Annotated in this window: 13 protein-coding genes and 2 pseudogenes; 2 read left to right on the top strand and 13 right to left on the bottom strand. The window is 34.2% G+C overall.

Annotated features, from left to right (window positions below):
• Positions 1-41: 41 nt before the first annotated feature.
• The gene (locus tag NSQ79_RS03805) at positions 42-950 is read left to right on the top strand and encodes an XRE family transcriptional regulator (protein ID WP_339313884.1); all 909 of its coding nucleotides are present in this window, start codon (positions 42-44) and stop codon (positions 948-950) included.
• 108 nt (positions 951-1,058) lie between these two features.
• Here the strand turns inward: NSQ79_RS03805 and NSQ79_RS03800 are convergent.
• Both NSQ79_RS03800 and NSQ79_RS03795 read right to left on the bottom strand, forming a co-directional pair.
• A pseudogene (locus NSQ79_RS03800) lies at positions 1,059-1,136 on the bottom strand (XRE family transcriptional regulator); the annotation flags it as partial.
• Between the two features lie 177 nt (positions 1,137-1,313).
• Entirely contained in the window at positions 1,314-1,826 is a 513-nt protein-coding gene (locus NSQ79_RS03795) for an NAD(P)H-dependent oxidoreductase (protein ID WP_155213864.1), read from the bottom strand.
• A gap of 32 nt (positions 1,827-1,858) precedes the next feature.
• On the opposite strand from NSQ79_RS03795, the pseudogene NSQ79_RS03790 reads away from it, so the two are divergent.
• Positions 1,859-2,055 (top strand): annotated as a pseudogene (locus NSQ79_RS03790) (transposase); the annotation flags it as partial.
• Between the two features lie 427 nt (positions 2,056-2,482).
• Here NSQ79_RS03790 and NSQ79_RS03785 read toward each other — a convergent pair.
• The 11 genes from NSQ79_RS03785 to NSQ79_RS03735 all read right to left on the bottom strand — a co-directional run bounded on the left by NSQ79_RS03785 (position 2,483) and on the right by NSQ79_RS03735 (position 20,151).
• The gene (locus NSQ79_RS03785) at positions 2,483-8,977 is read right to left on the bottom strand and encodes a S8 family serine peptidase (RefSeq protein WP_339313881.1); all 6,495 of its coding nucleotides are present in this window, start codon (positions 8,975-8,977) and stop codon (positions 2,483-2,485) included.
• 684 nt (positions 8,978-9,661) lie between these two features.
• Positions 9,662-10,123: a GNAT family N-acetyltransferase gene (locus NSQ79_RS03780; RefSeq protein ID WP_045768592.1), complete on the bottom strand. Its 462-nt coding sequence runs from the start codon at positions 10,121-10,123 to the stop codon at positions 9,662-9,664.
• A gap of 38 nt (positions 10,124-10,161) precedes the next feature.
• The gene (locus tag NSQ79_RS03775) at positions 10,162-10,947 is read right to left on the bottom strand and encodes an ABC transporter permease (RefSeq protein WP_045768591.1); all 786 of its coding nucleotides are present in this window, start codon (positions 10,945-10,947) and stop codon (positions 10,162-10,164) included.
• 1 nt (position 10,948) lies between these two features.
• Complete coding sequence (locus tag NSQ79_RS03770) at positions 10,949-11,767, bottom strand: ABC-2 family transporter protein (protein ID WP_155214081.1); 819 nt, start codon at positions 11,765-11,767, stop codon at positions 10,949-10,951.
• Between the two features lies 1 nt (position 11,768).
• Positions 11,769-12,761, bottom strand: a complete 993-nt coding sequence (locus tag NSQ79_RS03765) for an ATP-binding cassette domain-containing protein (RefSeq protein ID WP_155214082.1) — start codon at positions 12,759-12,761, stop codon at positions 11,769-11,771.
• Between the two features lie 527 nt (positions 12,762-13,288).
• Complete coding sequence (locus tag NSQ79_RS03760) at positions 13,289-13,468, bottom strand: hypothetical protein (protein ID WP_339313879.1); 180 nt, start codon at positions 13,466-13,468, stop codon at positions 13,289-13,291.
• A 137-nt stretch (positions 13,469-13,605) separates the two neighbouring features.
• Positions 13,606-14,625 (bottom strand): IS30-like element IS1139 family transposase, encoded by a 1,020-nt coding sequence (locus NSQ79_RS03755; protein WP_171021848.1) that lies wholly within the window; start codon positions 14,623-14,625, stop codon positions 13,606-13,608.
• A gap of 180 nt (positions 14,626-14,805) precedes the next feature.
• The gene (locus NSQ79_RS03750; protein ID WP_060971938.1) at positions 14,806-15,075 is read right to left on the bottom strand and encodes a hypothetical protein; all 270 of its coding nucleotides are present in this window, start codon (positions 15,073-15,075) and stop codon (positions 14,806-14,808) included.
• A gap of 210 nt (positions 15,076-15,285) precedes the next feature.
• Complete coding sequence (locus NSQ79_RS03745) at positions 15,286-16,293, bottom strand: WYL domain-containing protein (protein WP_064520813.1); 1,008 nt, start codon at positions 16,291-16,293, stop codon at positions 15,286-15,288.
• Between the two features lie 232 nt (positions 16,294-16,525).
• The gene (locus NSQ79_RS03740) at positions 16,526-18,610 is read right to left on the bottom strand and encodes a DUF262 domain-containing protein (RefSeq protein ID WP_164332059.1); all 2,085 of its coding nucleotides are present in this window, start codon (positions 18,608-18,610) and stop codon (positions 16,526-16,528) included.
• Positions 18,611-18,612: 2 nt separating this feature from the next.
• Complete coding sequence (locus NSQ79_RS03735) at positions 18,613-20,151, bottom strand: DUF262 domain-containing protein (RefSeq protein WP_164332060.1); 1,539 nt, start codon at positions 20,149-20,151, stop codon at positions 18,613-18,615.
• Positions 20,152-20,275 lie beyond the last annotated feature (124 nt).

Raw genomic sequence — 20,275 nt, 5'->3', positions numbered from 1 at the left:
GTTATATTATTATTAAAAATCTAAATCATAAGGAATTATGTATGTCAGAAGATATTAAAATCGAGATTGGAAAAAGAATTCGTGAAGAACGTGAACGTCAAGGATTAACACGTGAGCACGTTTGTGATACTGAAGAAGAATTAACCGTCAAACAGTTGATGAGAATCGAGCTTGGACGTTCTTTACCAACCATTGTCAAACTACAGTATATCAGTGATAAATTAGGAGTTTCCCTCAACTATTTGTTAGGTGAAACAAAACTAGACATTCCTGAAGACTATTACAAGGCTAAATATAAACTCATGAAATCCCCTGTTTACGGCGACCCTGAACGTATCAAGAAAAAACTAGAGGATATTGAAGACCTCTACGACAACTATATTGAGTTTCTACCGGAGGAAGAGCTTCTAGCCATTGATCTCCTTGAAAAATCGTTAGATTTTATGATCAGAGAGGAAGATAGTATTATTGAATATGTATTTGAAGACTATTTAACTCAAGCTTTGAAGAAAGAGACATATTCTTTAAATGATCTTCTATTAATTTCACACTACGCATATAGATGTCAAGATTCTAACTATGATAAAGGAATAATTGACGAATTTAGACGTAAATTAATTAAACAAGAATTACAAGGTGAAGAGCTGTTTAATATTGAATTAATGGGAGCTCTAACATCTATAGCTGGTATTTACGTCATGCATCATGACTATAAAGACATGAAATCTGTTGTAGATAAATTGTATGAGATTATGCATTCATGTATGCAACATTCCTATCAACCAGGTATCATAGTTTTTGAAGCAAAATATTATCTGTTCTATGAGAACAATAGAGATAAAGCGACTGAGCTCTATAATACAGCTACCGTACTAGCTGAAGCTTTTGGTGATCAAGTCTTCATAAAAAATCTTAAAATGGAAATGGAAAAAGATTTAAACATAAAATAGAAAATATATCATCAACATTTTAAACATGATTCATTCCAAATGTAATAACTACCAAAGAAGCATCTGAAGTTAAACTCAGATGCTTCTTATCTTTCCTGAATATCGTTGAGTAAACGAAAGTTTTTCGGCAACGAATTTTTGAGTGAAATCATTGTCTTCTCTCAAATCCCTTAAACGTCGGTACATCAATCTTTCTCCTAAGGAAAAGTATAGAGGAAAAATTTTATGTATTGTCCTAATTGGACAATATGAAATATACTCAATAATATCCACTAGTATTCAAGTATATTGATTGATGCTTTATTGTTTGAAACAGAAAAATAATAAAGTATATTCCATTTATAGAGGGTTGATATGTCTTATTTATATTATTTGTAGGTATTTATTTACTTTATTTGATAATAACTCTTGATCCATGTTTAAAGTACCAGTTATGATAAGAGGTTCCAGAAATGTTAGACCTGTCAAATACTGAATCGTAGTGATAGGCTTTAAAATCTCTTCAATTGTTACATGGAAGCGGCCGTTTCTCGTGTAGTCATCTTGCCCAGCTCCAAAACTAGCTACCAACATGACGTCCTTGCCTTGTAAGGCAGTACCAGTCGAACCATAGGCCCAACCGTATTCAAAAACAACGTCAAACCACTGTTTCATGAGGGCTGGCGTTTGGTACCAATAAATTGGGAACTGGAGTACAATGCGATCACTTACCTCTAGAATCTTTTGCTCCGTTTTGACATCAATGTCAAAATTGGGATACAGTTGGTACATATCTCGCACGTCATAACCAGCTCCAGCAGCAGCTGTTGCCAGTTCTTTATTAATGCGTGAGCCCGTTTTTAATTGAGGGTGAAATGTAAAAATTGTGGTTTTCATATCGTTTCTCTTTCTTATCTTAATTATGCTTGACCTTCCTTAGACACAAACCATACATCAAAAACGCACTAGAAACACATTAGTCAAATGCAAAATTGGAGGGGATCAATAAGCTTATCAAAGACATCAAACGTCTGGGCTTCGGTTTTAGAAACTTTATTAACTTTAGGAAGCGTGTTTTCATCACTCTGAACATACAAAAAGAGAAAACCTATCAGGTTCTCTCTAGATGTTAGCTTTTCGTCACCCACTACAGTTGACAAAGAGCCATATTTAACCTGTCTACTTGACAGGGGGCATATCAATCATAGCGGGTGGTTTATTTGTTTCGCACCTTCGGAGCGAAACAGACTAATAGTCACATAATAAAAAGGAATTAAGCAACCAAACGCTACTTAATTCCTTGAAATTATCTCATCACCTCTATTAGCCTTTAAATTTTGATAGACTCTATTTTCTAATTAATATGACCAATATTATCAATACTAACCCTTTCAATCAATTCATTAGTTGTCGAAACTAAGTACATTAATAAATCCAAAAAGAGTATCAATAGTAAAGTAAACTAAATAATTGAGTTATAAATGGCTATTTTCACAAAACTGTTTCATCATCACACTATCTCAGTACACAAACCATTTTTCTATAGCTTTGTCTTAATCTTGATCTTTTTTCTTTAATCCAAGAAACGCACCTAAGGTAAACATTATTCCGGCAACTAATGACATGAAGACTTCGCTAACTGTTCCGGTTTTTGGCAACCTATCATTGTTAGTAGTTGATTTACTATCAATATTGGTATGTTTATTATCTATGTTCTCTGGTTCATTAAGATAAACTTCCTTCTTATTTTCAAAGTTTTTATCATTTTCATCAGGAACTTTAGCTGTGACATCCTTAGTTGAATCAGATTTGTGTGAATGATTTTCTCTTTGTAAATCCTCCTTTTTGTAATTTTCATCTAAGTGACTATGATTTTCTTGCACGTTATCTTTCTTTTTCGATACATCAAAAGTAGGTTTATTTTCCTCCTCCTTTTTCTCCTCTATTTTCTTGAATACAGGTTTTATAAGAGTATCTTTTGATACATTAATAACATAGCCAGCATCTTTTTTCCCTTCGACACCAGAAATTTCCCAGCCATCAAATTGATATCCTTTTTCTAATTCACCCTTATAGACAGGTAAAATGAAATCTTCTTCCGACACTATCGTTGAACTCATTTCTTTTCCATTTTGAATGGTCACAGTTACCGTATGAGGTTTTAGTTCGCTTACCTCTCCCGTATCTTTGTTTAAAATGAATTCTTTTACGGTTGTATTTCTTGCAAAATCTTTTACAACAATCTTAATGTTTAGTGTCTTATCTGTTAGTTGTTTAATATCATCAAATGATTTATATTCTTTTCCATTTACATAAATATGTTTGTCTTGAATCTCACCATCGAATCCATTATTTCTTTTATCATTGATATTAAAGACTACAGATTTTCCGTCAGCATATTCAATACTAGTATTTCCCTTAGGATCAATGTTTACTTCTGGTTTAACATTATCATATAAAAATTGATAGTGTACTCCAACCGCTTTCGCATTCAAATCGCTATAGCCAGTTTGAAGATAAACATTTCCATCCATATCTGTTACCTTATCTGGGAATCCGTTTGCTTTATAGTCTTTCATTCCCCAGTCCATGATGTCACCGTCTTTAACATTAAGCTTAATATTAAAATCTCTAGTGTTATCAATGTGTAAATCTCCGTAGATTAAATAATTATCTACAACCGATTCATTAACTCTCAACTCCCAGTTAAAACCACCCTTATCAGAAATCTTACCTCTTAAATAAAATTCTGGATTTCGTACATAAATTTTATTAGATTTAGATGGATTAAAGTAGTTCTTGTCCATTGAAAGATTTACTGGTTTTGCATCAATAAATAACATAGAGCCATCTTCTTTTATAGCTTCTACGTTGGACTCATCCTCCCCATGATACTCTTTATCATCTTTACCAAATAATACCAGTTTAGAAGAATCTGTTACAAGATTTCCATCTTTATCGATTGCCTCCCCTTTATCATTCATTTTAAAGGTAAACACTTGATATTTTACAATGTTAAAGCCATCCAAAGCCGACATTAATACTGATTGAGTACTTCTTCCATCTTTAACATTTCTACTATCAGCATAAATTATTTTTTCTGATAGGACTCTTAGATTAGGATTGGCCTTTTGTATTTTTGCTATATCTTCCTGGCTATAAACTCCATTTCCTTCTAACATATCCGTTTTTCCAGGATTATAGGTAGTCACTTTTAGTGCATAGCCTTTTCTTAGAATGATGTTATCCTTTAACAGATATTGTTGTTTTTCTGAATCAGAATAGATTTTACCAGATTCCATTTCCGTTAAATTGTTTGGTTTGTTCTTTGAAAGATCACCTTCTCCTAATTCTATTACATTCCCATAACTTGATGTATAGGGATATTCTGTTTTAGTTTCCTTATTTTTTTCAGGCATTCTAATTTTAGTTTCAGCTTTTATCTGATCATCATCTTTAACAAAGAATCTCATATCTCCTGCAAAAGCTAATCCATCCACAATATCATTAATATTAGCGTATAAATCAAATGTCATCGTTTTTGAGTGGAAATCATACTTAGTCGTTTTGATTTCTACAGATCTATAGTTATTGCCGTAATATACCTTGGAATTTTTAGAAACATTACTTATCTTTCCAAGAATTTCAAAGTGTCCATCTTTAGACGGGCTTAGAACACCATAAATTTTTGATTTGATTTCGTCAAGTTTTTCAGTTTCATATTGTAAGGCACTACCATCGTCATAAGCAATGATATTTCCCTTATCATCGTATTTATAATCGTATTCCTCTGTTCTCTTACCAGTTTCACTTGTAAAGTCATCAACTTCTCTAAATTTCTTTTTAATGAGTTTCTTTAAGTCTTTACTTTCAAAATCTCTAATTGTTGAAATAGTTTTATGAATAGTCAAGCTTGATTTTTCTTCGATAGACTCTTCATTTTCTTGATGATTTTCTTCCTCAGTTGTATCTTTTTTAAGACTATCCTCTTTTCTATTTTCTAAATTTTTAAATTTAGATTCGGAAATCTCGCCAAGCTTTTGGTATTTAGATGAATCTTGATCAGGATCTACTAGATAATAGGAAATCATCCCCTTTTCATCAGCATGATCAGCAAATTTAATTCTATGAATCTTTGTGAAATTGCTAGATCCATCTAATGCAATGACTTCAATGATTTTTCCTCTTAAATCTCCTGCACCATTAATTTCATAAATAGTATTTCCGTCTTTGTCTAGTTTCCTATTTCTTCCTTGACCCTCACCTGCATAAGTTACTTCAAGATTTTTCTCAACCTCTCCATCTTCATTAACCAGAGCAGCGCCTGCATACCAAACTTCGTTTGCAATCTCGTCAAATTTTTCAGGATGTTCTTTTTGATCTCTCGCAAATAAGGTTTCATTCTTGTATTGATCTTTTACCTTGTGATAAGTATCCTTTGTAATCAACTTAATTTTTTCAGGATTTGAAAAATCAACCGAAACAATCTTAGGGGCTGTATTATCAATTTTTACAGGAATATAGGAAACCTGCCATGGGTAATCTTTAGTTAATCTATATTTAAATTTATAGAAATATTGACCTTCTGCAATCGGTTCAAATTGTCCTCTTATCTTAGTAGCAGGATCTTTGGTATCCTTGCTTTCTGGTGCATTTTCTTCTCTACCTCTAGGGTTATAGATGAGTCCATCCCATTTCAAGTCGCTCCAAACTTTTAGCTTAGAAGATTTGATTCCCTTTGCATCATTTCTCTTAGAGTTTAAAATTCCTCTAATAAAGTGTTCTCTCGAAATGACTTTTAAGTCTCTTTGATTTTCTCCCTCTTTATTTGTATTTACTATTGAAATCAATCCTTCTTCTGCACTTCTTAATACAAGTGGAGAAGGTGTTAATCCTCTCCCAAGTTGAGCATCTTGAGGATTTCCATTTGAATCTAAAGGATAAATTTTAGCAATATTAGAACCACTTGATGATGGTGCGTTGATCCCTTCGTTATTGAAAGCAAACAATTCTGGATTTTGATCTAGGGATGTTGTATTTTTATCTTTTCTATTTTGTATAACTCCTGCTGGATTAAATTTATCTATACCTTCTCCACCAATCCCCTTATTTAAGGTTCCTGGAATTTTCGGTTTGCCATCATCATCATAACCTTCCATTGTTTTTGATTTTGAACCTTCTTCCCAGGCCCATTTATCAAGGATTGGTTCGTGGTTCCAATTCCCAGCAAATCCCATTAGAGGCATCGATAAAGAAGGTTGGAAGTTTATTTTCTTCCCGTTGGAGTTCAGAGCTTCCATTTCTTCCACTGACTCAAAATGAATAAATGATTCTACAAATTTATTTTTGTTTTTAGCCTCCCCAACATTTATAACCGCATTTAAATCAAAGCTAGAATTTGGACCTATAGTGAAAGTGTCATGCTCAAATGTAATATTTGCTCCTTTGATTTTTTCTGGGTGGATTTCTGGAACAATTTGCTTACCATCTGGAGATTTTTCATCTTTGTATGTTTCATCCAGTTTGAGTCTGTCAGTTAGAGCATCTGTAGTTATAGCAGATGATGAAACTTTAAAGGTTAAAGGTCTGTTTGATGTATTGTGAAGCTTAATTGTAAAATATTTTTTATCTCCTTTTATTTCTTTAAGAGAAATAGAACCATAAGAGTTTACCAAACCTTTAGAATCCGTGTTTTTAAAAGTAGCTACGACTTCATTTCTCAAAGCATTGGCAACATTAATTAGCCCTGCTCCCTGTTGTCTAGGTGATGCAAAATATTGACTTTTTTCTTTCCAAGAAGTTGCATCCATCATAGGGCGTGCAGTATTTTGTAGGGCTATTTTTGTAAGACTTGTAAGATCTATTTTGTCATCTCCCTTAAGATTTTTCAACACAGGTCTTTCAAGCATTTCCTTTAATTTTGGTCTAATCAAAACAGTAGAAGCTGCCACGATTGGAGTTGCCATACTAGTCCCTGACATATAACCATAAGTTGATTTCCCATTAATGACATTGAGAGTGGATTTAATATTTTTACCGGGTGCTGAAACATCTGGTTTTAAAAGTAAATCTATTCTTGGTCCCCAAGATGTGGACCCTGCTGGAACGATGATCTCTTCTTTATACAGTTCTTTGTCTGTGTCAGGTGCAAACTTAAAGTCAATCTCTTTTTCGTCACCTACATTCGGTTTATTAGAATTATAGCTTGCCATATCAATTGGATAGTATTGCTCCAATTTATCTTTAAAATCTTCTTTATTATTCCTTTTAACCTCAGTTTTTTTATCAGGGTTAATCATGTTCCATAACTTTACACCATCATCTCCTGAAATTGAAAAAACTTGACTAGTAGTTCCTTCATCCTCCTCATATCCCATAGCTGGAAGCTCTGTCCAATTATCTCTATTGTAGTAATTTACAGTATTTACAACCATAATGCCACGTGCACCCTTATCCGTTGCACGTTTAAAAGCATTTTTTAACTCCTTTGTATAAATTCTATCCATTACTGCAATTTTGCCTCTAAGATCCAATCCTATCAAATCTTTGTCTTGCCCCTTGCCTATATATACAAATTTTAATTTACTAGAAGCTTTTGATCCATCTTCATTTGTTATGATTTTATTCTTATCGAAAAAGGCACCTATATTTCTGTATTTAAAACTTTCTCCACCTATGTTAACTTTATCAAACTCAACTGTTTGATTTTTAGCAGATGCGACTGCTATCGCATCTTCATGTGCTGCAGTTCGTGTTACATTTCCAGTGTCGGTCATTTTCAGATTATTATTTGCCACTAAATCCCATGAAGAACTTGAAGCAGAAGTCGCATAGTTACCCGTAGCTACAACCATTGGAATGCCTGCTTTTCTTAATGCTCTAATAGCTTGCCAATATTTCTCACCTACAAGACCTGTTCCTGTAAAGCCAGATGATATCGAAACAACATCGACATTGTGTTTGATCGAATCTTCAATAGCATGAAACATTGTTTCATCTCCTGCGAAGCCAGATCCTGCGTCAGAGTACATTTTATAAGAGAAAATCTGTGCATTAGGAGCAATTCCATCTATTCCGTTAAAGTTTTTAATATCTTTTTCAGTATCATTTCCCGCAAGAATCCCTGCAATATGCATCCCATGTGGATCAAAATAATCGCTTCCATCATCAGCTTTTTCTACAGTAATTTTACCACCATTATAATAATTGAAAGCATGAGGGATTTTATCACTCAACCAGAAATTTTTATCAGTACCTTTTAAGTCTTCTTTTTTAAATCTCATTGAGTCTTTAGCATCATCATCAATCCTCATGGCCTTATGCCTATAATCCGTTCCCGTATCGATATTTGAAATGACCATACCTCTACCATCAAAGTTTTTCCCAAATGGTGCATTGATAGATTTTAGGTAATCGATTGCCTCTTCAACTCCAATTTCTTTTCTAGCATGATTCATCATAGGTTGGACTTTTTGTGACCTTTCAACCGATGAAATACCTTCTATTAGTTTAATTATGTCCAGAGTATCTTTGGTTGTTTCAATAGCGCTACCGTTAAAAATTCTATCATAAGTATATAAAACTTTTGTATTCTTAAGATTTGATAGTTCCTTGATTGCTTTTTCTCCAGATTCTTTATCTTTAAATTCAGCAATATAGACAAGTTTATCCTCTTTTTTGGGACTTTCTGGGTCTTTACTTGCAGACGAGTCCGCTTTATCTCCTTGGGATTGATTGGAATTTTCTTCTTTGATTTTTGCTTCTTCATTGCTAGTGTTATTGTCTATCACAGGATTTTTACTAACAACTTCTTTTTCCTCAATAATTGTTGTTTTCTTTTCTTCAGTATCCTTTGAAGTTTCTATAACATTATGAATATCTTCAAGTTTTTCTTTGTTTTCGTTTTGTTTACCTACTACTGTTTCTTTATCAGATATTTTTAAAGAATCTTCAGAACTAGGTGTATCTGCTAGGATTACCTCATTAGGGACATATGCTGCTAAAATAACTGCAGCTGTGGTTAATGACAATACTGTACTTTTTTTCATTTTAATTCCTTACATATTTATTTAACTTCCAATAGATAGTAAACTTTAACTTTGCTAGCATTTGTTATAAAAAGTTTTACTAATACTCTTCGAAGATCGCTTCAAACCGCGTCAACGTCGTCTTAGCGTATGTATGGTTACTGACTTCGTCAGTTCTATCTACAACCTCAAAGCAGTGCTTTGAGCAACCTGCGGATAGTTTTCTAGTTTGCTCTTTGATTTTCATCGAGTATAAGTATTATCTAGGAAATAGAGTAGTACATTTATATATAATTGTTAGCTCTCCAGAAAAATAGTATATCATTTAAAAAATTTAAGTCAAGAAAAATTAACCTACATTAATTTATTTTTTAATAAGCGTTAAAAACATAGAGTCAAAAACTTTCGTAGTTAGCTGGGGTACATTATCAGAACATTCACACCATCAAAAATAGTAGCAATCAACTTAAAGCACTAGCAACATCACAAAGTCAAACATCATTAATGAAATATCAGCGCTATTAAACAATATAAAAAACCGCTAAGAATAAGACTTAACGGTTATCTTCTACATATCTATTTTTTCAAATCCTCAGTCGTTTATCTACCTATAACCTAGACTTTACGAGTGCCTTGCTCTACCAACTGAGCTAAATTGGCTAACACTTTTATAGTATGGCACTCTCAATTTTTTGTCAGGAAGTTTTAAACGATTTTCTTTATCAAAATCTGGCAAGGATTCTGGGGATCCCATAGTTGAGGAAAAATCTCTAATTTTTTAAAACCAACACTTCGATAAAAGACATTTGTTCGATCATAATCTTTATTAGAGCCTTCTGCTACTGTTTTTACCTGTAGGTAGTCTACTTGTTTGCGTGCTTCACTTTCTAAAGTAGCAAGCAATTGACTCCCAATTCCTCTACCTTGATTAGCTTTTTTTACGCCGAGACAATCAATCTCTGCACACTCTTCACTAGAATAGGACAAGCTTACAAATCCAGTCAAATCACTCTCCTGATAGGCTGCCCAAACTTGCAAATCTTTGGCTCCTTCGATGTAGGCTTGCGTGCTTTCAGGTATTCCAAACCATTCTGGCAAATCCTTTAAAACCTCATCAACAACTGCCATTTTTTGATCTTCATCCTTGACTTCTTCAATTGTAAACATCATAAGTTCCTTTCTTGATTTTAGTCTTACTTTCCCCCTTACGAGCCAGCACTTTCGTAGGCATTCAAGCCCCTATCCCAGAGTTTGAGGGAAATGAAAAAGAAGACAAGGGAAATCAGAATCAAACCACCGATATCAAAGAGCCCATTCTTACCCTGCAAGAAATAACTGGCAGGATAGTAAGCCGTAAAGGCAAATGGCACGATAAAACTGATCAACCAACGAAGGAGCGAATTGTAAATGGAAATCGGGTACTTGGCAAAATCATTGAACATATAAAAAATATAAATCATGGCGCCTGACTGTTTAGTCCAAAAAGCGATACTGGCTGTCGCTATTTTCAAGGAAGTATAAATCAAGGTAGCAAATGGAATACAGACTAGGAAAATCAGGAATTTGGGAAGCGTCCAAGCAATGCTTGATACTGTTGTTCCCAATAGAATGCAACCGACCAAAAGTTCCCCCAAGGCATCAATCTGAAAGGTCTCAACCAGAATATGAAAGAGAGGGTTGATAGGACGAGTCAAATACTTGTCAAATTCCCCTTTTCGGACTAGTCGTTGACCTAAGGCCCAGAGATTGTCAAAAAAGAGATGATCTAATCCCTTTGGAATTAAGGAAAATCCATAGATAAAGGCAATTTCTTGAAAGGTCCAACCTTCTAGCGAGGGGATGTGTTGAAATATGACATTGAGAAACAAGAGGTTTAGGCCTTGAGTCAGAAAGACTCCCAAGACACCAACCACAAAATCCACCTTGTATTCCATGATTTGCTTGATGTATTGTCTGATAAAAATCAGATGCATGCGTTGATATTTTTTCATCCTAACCTCCCTGAATGGTGATAAATGACTGGACTCGTTTCCAAATCAACTGAGACAAGCCCACCATCACTATAAGCCAGAAAAACTGAAGCAAAAGTGCTTGAAGAATCTGACTGGTATCGTATTTCCCAACAATAATCATGACCGGAGTGTAAATCAAGGATGAAAATGGCAATAAGGAGAGAATATCTGAAACCACCTTTGGAAAAAACGTTAAGGGAATCAAACTGCCAGACATAAAGGCCACTATTGAAGTCTTGAGTAGATTGGAACCCCATAAATTTTTAAATACAAAGGTTGAAAATCCAAAGCAGATATTAAAGAAAAAGTTAATCAGATAAGCCAGAGTTAAGCTAAAGAGATAAAGGACAGTTAATCCCAACACTTCTACAATACCTTGCCCAGATAAGATTTTCATCAAAACAATGACACTTAAAAATGGCAGTCCAACAGAGATAAAAATCAACCACTTGGAGCCAAGTTCGGTGAAAAGGTAAGAGGCCGCAAAATGCACTGGTCTCAGCAAGCGCATGATAATGGAGCCATCCTTGACCTCCTCCCCAATCATAAAGGAGCTATCAGACCTGGTCAAAAGATTGGTCACAAAACTCATGATGATGTAGAGAGTGATATCTGCCATACTGAAGCCCTGAATCAAAGGCTTCTGGGAGGAGTCAAAGACTGCCTTCCAGAGATAAAAGGCCACAAAAGCCCCCATGACATCACCAATCCGATAGAGAATAAAGTTGACTCGATAGCTAATCAACTCCTGAATCCCTGCATTGATAAAGGGTATATAACGTCTCCACAATTTGACCATCTTAGAGCTCCTTTCGATAGAAGCGACGGATAATATCTTCAATATCTGTATCTACCATCTTCAAATCACGGACTTCAAAATCAGATAAGGTTTGCTTGATAATATCGGCCGACTGGTAGCGGGAACTATCGAATTCAATATTGAGAGTATTTCCTTGTCTATCAATGGACATATCAGGCAAGCCCTCATAATGAGAGACTAGATGATTTTGACCTGGCGTCAGGTCAAAGGAGAGAGTCTTCATCTTGCCAAAGGTTTCCTTGAGCTGGCTAACCGTCCCATCAAAAATCTCCTGCCCCTTGTCAATCATAAAAATCCGATCACAGAGTTGCTCAATGTCGCTCAAGTCGTGAGTGGTCAAGAGAATAGTTGTCTCTTCCTCCTGATTAATCTGAGTAATGGCCCGACGAATGTTATCCTTGACCGACACATCCAAACCAATGGTCGGCTCATCTAAAAAGAGAACCTTGGGATTGTGAAGCAAGGAAGCCGCAATATCCGCCCGCATCCGTTGACCTAGCGAAAGAGTCCGCACGGGATCCTTGATAAAGTCCTTCAAATCCAAGACTTCATTCAAAAAATCCATGCGCTTGTGGAAGAGCGAGTCTGGGACATCGTAAATCTCCTTCAAAACCGTGTAAGTCTCTTGCAGGGCCAAGTCCCACCATAGCTGAGTTCGTTGTCCAAAAACAACCCCAATATCCTTGACATAATCCTGGCGATTATCCTGTGGAATCTTGCCATTAATCCGACAAAAACCAGATGTCGGTTTCAAAATTCCTGTCAGCACTTTAATGGTGGTCGACTTCCCAGCACCATTTGCCCCGATAAAACCTAGAATCTGCCCCTTGGGCACCTCAAAGGTCAAATCCTTGACCGCTTCAAAGGTCTGCTTTTCAGGATGAATAAAGGAACGCAAAGACCCCTTCAACCCCGGTTCCTTGACTGTCTTCACAAAATTTTTCTGAAGATGTTTCACTTCTATCATTGCCATATCTATCTCCTACAGTAAAAAATCAACAAACCGTGTCCTCTAAACACAAAAAGCCAACTTCTCATCTCCTAAAATCTGCCTTCTTTATCACAGTAGAAGACCTTAGTATTACTCTATTATAAAGCAGTTAAAAAAGGAAACCAAGTGTTATTCTCTCAAAAGAGAAAATAGTTTTGATACTTGAAAAAATCAAAACCACCCGTCTAATTCACTAAATAAAATGACACAATTCAATAATTCATCAAAGCCTCTACATATTCCTGTAGAGGCTCATTTCAACTTCTCTCATTCTTGCTTGTGAATGTTTAGATAGATTAAAAGGCATAAGAAAAGCCACCATATGGTGACTTAATGATAGACAATCTAAAAAGAATTTGGAATAATTACTTTTTTGAGTTCTGTGAGTATAAATCATAACTTTACACAATGATAAAAATTCCTTTGAACAATTGCTTCAAGTAGTTGTAAGCTTTAGAACCAAGCTATGGAAAAGATGAAAGTCTTCATCTAAAAAACGAAAAAATATATTAAAGTCCATTTATCACATCTAACAATAACTCTTTGTCCTTCTTCATAATGGCTAACAATGCATCTTCGTCATCCTCCAAAATGGCTAAATATATCTTTCTTCGAGCTTCAATCTTTTCGTTTTCTTTTTCAAGTCGCTTAATTTTTAATTTCATGCAAAAAAGAATTCCATAAGCCATGAATGTTAACACATTAATTGTGGTAAAAAATATGATAAGGTTCATAATAATTTCTCTCCCTTTAAAATAAAATTTCTTATCCCCTAATTGTCAAGTCAAGTGCAACAAAGATGTTCCTCTGATTAAGTGAGTATCTTTCAAGCTGTTTGAGTTAGCTCAAACAGCTTTTTTGCGGACTGATAGCCATGAATTCGTCTAGGTCTTTCATTGATAGCCTTTGTATAGTCCTCTAAAAGATTCTGATTTAGTTCTTTTAACGAACACCCCTTCGGAATGAACTCTCTTAGTAGTCCATTGAAATTCTCATTTGTACCTCGTTCATAAGATGAATAGGCATGTGCAAAATAAACATCTAATCCCTCTATCTTACTCAATGATGAAAATTCGTTTCCATTATCTGCAGTTATGGACTTAATGGGATAAAGTTTCATACACTCTAAGACTGCTTGATTGACATACTCTGCTTTCTTTTCCACGAGTTTCTTTGTGACAGCATAGCGTGTTTGTCGTTCTACCAAGGTTAGAATAGAAGGTTCTCCTATTGTCTTTCCACCCAGAACAGAATCGATTTCCCAATCTCCAAAACGGGAACGATTATTGATTTCTTCTGGCCTTTCTTCAATTGACTTTCCTAGATGTTTCTTGGTAGAGGGGCGCTTGGTAAATTTCTTACGGATCCGCACTGCTCTTGGCAAATCAATGACCTTAATCTCTAACAATCCTTGATGGATATAGTTATAGAGCGTCTTGGTTGAAGGAACAACTGCATCTACATGTTGGAGTCTATAGGTATGAACAAAGGTATCCACGCTATGCACCCTTGGTTTCTCTCTCATTGCTTCTGTAAATGCTCTCAGAAAGTCATCCGATACGGAATCCAGTTTCAAATAATAGCTGGCTTCTCTAGCATGACGATAACGGTTATGAGCAGCATCTGCATAATAGTGTTGGTAATAGACCTTTTGCCCATTTACTTTTTTCACTTGTGTTATGGAACCACGATTAATTTCACGAGTAATAGTAGAGCGATTTCTCCCTAGTCTACGAGCAATCTCAGCAGGTTTGAGTCCTACGCTTAAATAAGCTTCAATTTCCCCTCGCTCAGCTTCAGATAAGTGCTTGTATGATTGATTTGTGGTAGAATAATTAGTGGACATGTTCATCTTCCTTTATACTGTTTTTCGCAACTCTAGTATATCAGATGAACATGTCTTTTGTGTTGCACTTCATTTTACAATAGGGCAAAATTTCTTATCCCTAAACTATTGAATGAATTTCAACACTTCACACTGAAAAGATGTGTTTTCCTTGTTTATGTTCATTATTAGTGTTAACCATTAACAAACATATGCTCTCGCAAACATATACAAATCATCTAATTCATCATGTTCAGGTCTTGAGGTTGTATGAAATCCTGCACAATAATGACAATAATAAGTACGAATGGTTTGATCCTCACACAACATGACTGCACGAAGTGCTTTGGCATTAGTCTCATAAACTATTTTATTTTTTTTAGCTCCATGACAGTAAACACCTTTTGTTGAGTGTCTGTTCTTCATAAGTTTCATTTTGTTTTTATAGATTATCTTTCTAATTTTAGACATTTTGCTTTCCTCCTTTTGGTAATAAATGCTGTACTTTTGTTTTGCAATATTTCTTTATAACTATATTTTATCACCAGAAACACACAATACAAGTACCTTAAACACATCATTGTCCATCTGTTTTATACTTTCAAACAATACAACAAAAAAAGTACGTATAAAACGTACTTCTGTTTTTTTGTGAAATGCTATTAAAAAAAAGTGTCAATTTTACTTATTTATTTTTTCTAGTTCAAGTATAGTAAATACCCCATTAAATCGATCAATATAACGTTGAAAACTATCTCTGCCATAGGTTTCAATTTCATATATTACCCTAGGAACTGTACTCCTTGTATCTTTCTCGATAACTTTAAGTGCAGGGATATCATCTTCAAGTACTTCCCAAAACTGACCAACATATCTGAATCTAATCCGAAATTTTTCCGTATCTGAAAACATCAAGAAAGTATGATAACGAACATCACTATCTGACAAAATTTGAGTTAATTCCTCAGAACTTAATATTAGTTCTGTATTATACTTCGAACGATGAACAGTTTTAAAACGATCCAGTCTGAAATTACGAAGACTCCTTGTATCTATTCTTAATCTTCCATCCTTTTCTTCAACTTTATATGCCATACAATAAAAATAATGATCATTAAACATAATCGAGACCGGTAACACATCATAATCGGCATCCTTTCCTTGGTATTTCGTATACTTAAAAGAAAGAGGCTTCTGATTTTCAATTGCGTCAAAAATAGCGGATAGATGAGGTAAGATAGATTTACTCTTATTGTCCCTGTAAATCGATAATTCCTTATACTCCTCTAGTTCCCGTTCCGTAAAGTTTCTAATACGCTGACGTTCCCTATCATCAACAGCTCTCTCTACAAAAGTATCAATGATTTCTCTAACTTCCTCAACACGTAGTGCTCTACTTTCTAAAAGAATCTTAGACAAGATGACGGCCTGGTTGTACTTTAAGTTACCATAACCATGGTTATATTCTGCCTCATAGGTTCCTGCAAGTCGAGAATACTTTATTTTCATATCATCTCTAAGTACTTTTAGATTTTCCTTTAATTCCCTTAAATCATCTTTAAAGGTTCGCTCGGCGATATTAAAACGTTTAAGGTAATCAGTTTTATTAACCTTATGCCCCTTTTCCAATTCAGACATAAAATATAAAAGACGACTGGTTTTCCCTTGCAAATTATTTTCTTCTTTCATTATTCGACCTCATGCTTGATTATAACTTATAGAATATAATATCATTATCCTCTACGTTAGTATGCTTTTACTTTCAATACTTATCTAAAAAACTCAAAGTCCCTTTGAAAATTGAAAAATTATCCTAATTCTGTTCGTAATAATATCTAGTCTTTTTTGTACTAGCTTACAATAAAAATAGAGATTTAATACACAAAGGCCAGTGTGAATTTCACTAGCCTTTGTGATAATATTAGTGCAATTTATTATTCAAGTATTCTGCTATATCCAAAAATGATAGCGTAGAATCAAAATGTTCTTCCTCTGCTTCTTCGCCACCTATTAAATTAAGGCTAAAATGATTTCCTCGAAATCTGACTTCATATACTTCATTTATATAGAGTATCCTATTGGTACTTTCAATCCCTTTCTCACTTTGATAATAAGATTGTATTCCTAATTCCTTTAGTTTTTCTTCTAGTGCTATCAAATGAATATCATAATTTCTAGCACTAGAGCTCTTATTGGGAATTAACAACATCTCCTCTGAACGATTAAGCCAGAACGGAGATTTCATTCTATATTGTGAAGGAGTCATTTTACTAAACATGGTTTCATAGTAAGCAATGAAGGCATAACGCCATTCTTGAGGAGCTATATTACTAATATTTTCTTGGATAATACGACGATACTCAACATCTAGCGGCTTGTTCATATCGAGTTCATCAAGTAGTTTTTTGACATACTCATTTCGAGATGAAAATAAACTTTTGAGGCTTGGTGCAGACCCAGAAGACTCATTTGAATTATCCTGATACAGCGTTTTATAATTATTAGCTGTAGTCATTGTATAGTCTCCTAGAGCTAGCAAAGCTGCCCGCATTAATCGACCTTCTTCAGGCTTTGTTTCAGTAAACATTTTTGATATTTTATTCCAATAGATTGAAATAACATCAATCTTTCTGCTTGGCAAATCATCCGCTTCGAAGTAAAAGCAACTTCGAATCTGACCATCAAAATAGGGATGATTTTCAGCAACTTCTATAATCTCTCTATAGGAATCATCTGCAGTTATCAATTTAGCTTTTTCAATCTCTTCGTCAACTTGGTCAATACTGAAACCATTAATTCTATTTCCCTCGGCTAGATATTCTAGCAGGTCTGAAGTATGTTCGATTTGTTCATTAATCCCCTTGATTGCCCGTTCATATGACTCTTGAGAATCTATAACTGAGTTATTAATCAAGTTCCTAAAGATACGATACCAATTTTTATAGCTAGTATCTAATGAATCACCGTGATGTTCTAAGAATGTTGAAATAACGTGAAAATAAACCCTATCCTTCAGTTTTTTGTCGACTATTGAACCTTCTAAGATAGATGAAACCTCAGGCACTTTATTCTGAGAGAGAAAGTCAAGAACAGATACAATTATTTTTATATGACTTATTTCTACAGTTTCAAAGTCGATTTCAAGAGTCCAATTGTCGCGTTTAGAATAATCAAGGCTATCTAAATTATTGATAAGCACAATTTCAAATAAATTTAAAAAGTTGGTGTCAAAGGCATTTTTATCAATATTCCAAATAACATCAGTCCATTTTGTATCAATATTTTGGGAAAATTCCCTTTCTAAATGACTATCTATTTTCTTTATTCTATCAATTAATCTTGCTTTAAAATTTTCAAAGTCAGTTAATGGGCGCCCTCTAGAATTCAGTTTGATATAGAGCTCATCTTCTGAACCAAGTTTATCTATATCAAGGAAATTGAACACAAGTTTTTGGTTATTAGCATCTGATAAAACTGAAACATAATCAAACTCATAATCAAAAGAATCAGAAATGTCATCTAGTGTCTTCAAGGCACCTTGTACAGTTGGATCTAACTGCCATGAATCTGCAAACCATGACTCATCTTTTATGATTTCAGAAGGACTTTTTGTTTCTGTAAAGAAATTTTTTCTATTCTCAACTAGACTCTTGAAGAATTTTGTAGAAGAATTTCTAGTTTTATAAGAAAAATTCCCCAAAAAGTCACAGTCATCATTATCTCTATAAGCAAAAAGATAAACCAAGAATAGAGTTGTCAGACGTTGCTGCCCATCTAATGGAATAAACTTCCCATTAGTTGATTTTCCATAAATAAAATTCAAATCGAGTGGCCCAATGTTTGTGTCAATTAAGGCAGTATTAATATCCTGGAGTAATTTTTTTCGAACTTCGGTGGTTCTTTTATCCTTTCTACCTTGTGCATAGTCTCGCTGAATCAATGGAATTACGACTCGATAATTTTCTAACAATGATTTTAAGTTATATTTTGCGTTAATCTCTTGCATGACTACTCCTCATCAGCTCCAAAAAATTGGTTGAATTCCTGTTTTATCGCTTGGATATAACTGTCTTTATCCTTATCAGTCCAGTCATCAAATCCATCTACCTCATTACTATAGACTTTCAAGAACACATTACGCGTACAAACAGGTACAAATTTCCCTTCTGCATCAACTTCAATAATAATTCTTCGTTTTTGATCAAATGGACTATTTCCATAAGATCGATTCGTATTAGAGTCTAGCAAGGTTAAATTAGCTAGACTATCATCAGCTTCAGCAGTCTCATCGGCCGTAGCATGAATATGCTCGATATCCCATTTCTCTTTCTTATAAATATCAAAAGGAAATCGATACTGTTTTTCACTCTTATTAATCAAAGTTACAAGATTAAACAGTAAAAGAGTAGATTTGATTGCTTTATTTTTATTACCATAGGAAAGTTCATCTATAGAAGCTATATCACTCGGAAGAGTTTTATAAGCAAGGTCTTTTAATTTAGAAAAAGCTTCCGACTTTTTCTTCCCTCTTGTAGCTTCAAAAACCTTTTCAATACTCTTAGCGTCATCCGATAATAGATAGCCGATTAAATGGTATCTATTTAGGTCCATGTACCAGTTATTCAATTCTTCAAATAATAAGTCGACTTTATCCCAGTAGTCACTTATAAAAGTTGGTTTATTTTCGGTCTTTTGATATTTTGCGTAGATTGAGTAGAAAGTTGCGTAAATATCATTTTGAGGTATTTCTAAAGTACCATGTTCACGTAGGTTAAACAAAAGATCTATCCTAGTGACATACTTCTCACTATTTGTCAGAAACTTCCAAAATGATTCTTCTTGAAGTCTATGTTCAATTTTATCCCAAGCTATCCCCCTATGTATCCTTTCACTATCATTTTCAGAATCATAATTAGTTTTATCTAACAATAAAGCTTTAATGAGCTCAGCATTAGTCAAAGGAATCTTACCTAAGTTAACTTTGGTAAATAGTTTTATAGGGTCTTCTGTCTCATCAATTTCATACCAAATAAAGAAAACAGCCTCTGTTAAGACTTGATAAATATCGTGTAAAGCATTATCCGAATTAATATCTTCTCGTTCCACCCATTTATCAATAGCAGCAAAAGCTTTACTGATATGATTTGCGTCAATATCATAATCTTCGATTTCTTGATAAGTGTCAAAGTTTAATTCTTTTAAATACTTAGCACTCTGTTCTCTTGTTTCATAAACCAACTCAAAGTAATCGTATTGATTACTTCTTCTACGACCACTACTAAATTCAGCAGACATAAATTTCAAAAAGATAAAGATTGTTGTCAGTCTCTGTTGACCATCGACAACATCATAAGTATTATCTGAAACTTTTTTAACAATCAAGGGTTGCAAACAGTACTTATAATCTCTGTTTTGTTTACTATGTGTGTAAAGGTCTTCTAAAAGAGTTGTTACCTCATGTTCAGTCCAGCGATATCCTCTTTGATATGAAGGAACATTAAATTTTAGTCCTTTTAGGTCTTCAATTCGTTTTTCAGAAACTACCATTTGATATCTCCTTTTCATCCAAAGGTTGTTATTAGAATTGACAAAATTATTATCTACAATTATAGCACTATTATAAATCAAAATATTGGAAAAAATGTAAAATACTTTCTATATAGGACAGGAT

Origin of the sequence: Streptococcus sp. FSL W7-1342, assembly GCF_037966635.1 — a bacterium.
In the GTDB taxonomy this organism is placed as follows: domain Bacteria; phylum Bacillota; class Bacilli; order Lactobacillales; family Streptococcaceae; genus Streptococcus; species Streptococcus salivarius_D.
This window is presented reverse-complemented; position numbering and strand designations above follow the sequence as displayed.

Coding starts and splice junctions, on each gene's coding strand:
- NSQ79_RS03775 (WP_045768591.1), bottom strand. CDS start 10,947: ATGAAAAAATATCAACGCATGCATCTGATTTTTATCAGACAATACATC.
- NSQ79_RS03735 (WP_164332060.1), bottom strand. CDS start 20,151: ATGGTAGTTTCTGAAAAACGAATTGAAGACCTAAAAGGACTAAAATTT.
- NSQ79_RS03795 (WP_155213864.1), bottom strand. CDS start 1,826: ATGAAAACCACAATTTTTACATTTCACCCTCAATTAAAAACGGGCTCA.
- NSQ79_RS03745 (WP_064520813.1), bottom strand. CDS start 16,293: ATGAAAGAAGAAAATAATTTGCAAGGGAAAACCAGTCGTCTTTTATAT.
- NSQ79_RS03785 (WP_339313881.1), bottom strand. CDS start 8,977: ATGAAAAAAAGTACAGTATTGTCATTAACCACAGCTGCAGTTATTTTA.
- NSQ79_RS03780 (WP_045768592.1), bottom strand. CDS start 10,123: ATGTTTACAATTGAAGAAGTCAAGGATGAAGATCAAAAAATGGCAGTT.
- NSQ79_RS03805 (WP_339313884.1), top strand. CDS start 42: ATGTCAGAAGATATTAAAATCGAGATTGGAAAAAGAATTCGTGAAGAA.
- NSQ79_RS03750 (WP_060971938.1), bottom strand. CDS start 15,075: ATGTCTAAAATTAGAAAGATAATCTATAAAAACAAAATGAAACTTATG.
- NSQ79_RS03740 (WP_164332059.1), bottom strand. CDS start 18,610: ATGCAAGAGATTAACGCAAAATATAACTTAAAATCATTGTTAGAAAAT.
- NSQ79_RS03770 (WP_155214081.1), bottom strand. CDS start 11,767: ATGGTCAAATTGTGGAGACGTTATATACCCTTTATCAATGCAGGGATT.
- NSQ79_RS03760 (WP_339313879.1), bottom strand. CDS start 13,468: ATGGCTTATGGAATTCTTTTTTGCATGAAATTAAAAATTAAGCGACTT.
- NSQ79_RS03755 (WP_171021848.1), bottom strand. CDS start 14,625: ATGTCCACTAATTATTCTACCACAAATCAATCATACAAGCACTTATCT.
- NSQ79_RS03765 (WP_155214082.1), bottom strand. CDS start 12,761: ATGGCAATGATAGAAGTGAAACATCTTCAGAAAAATTTTGTGAAGACA.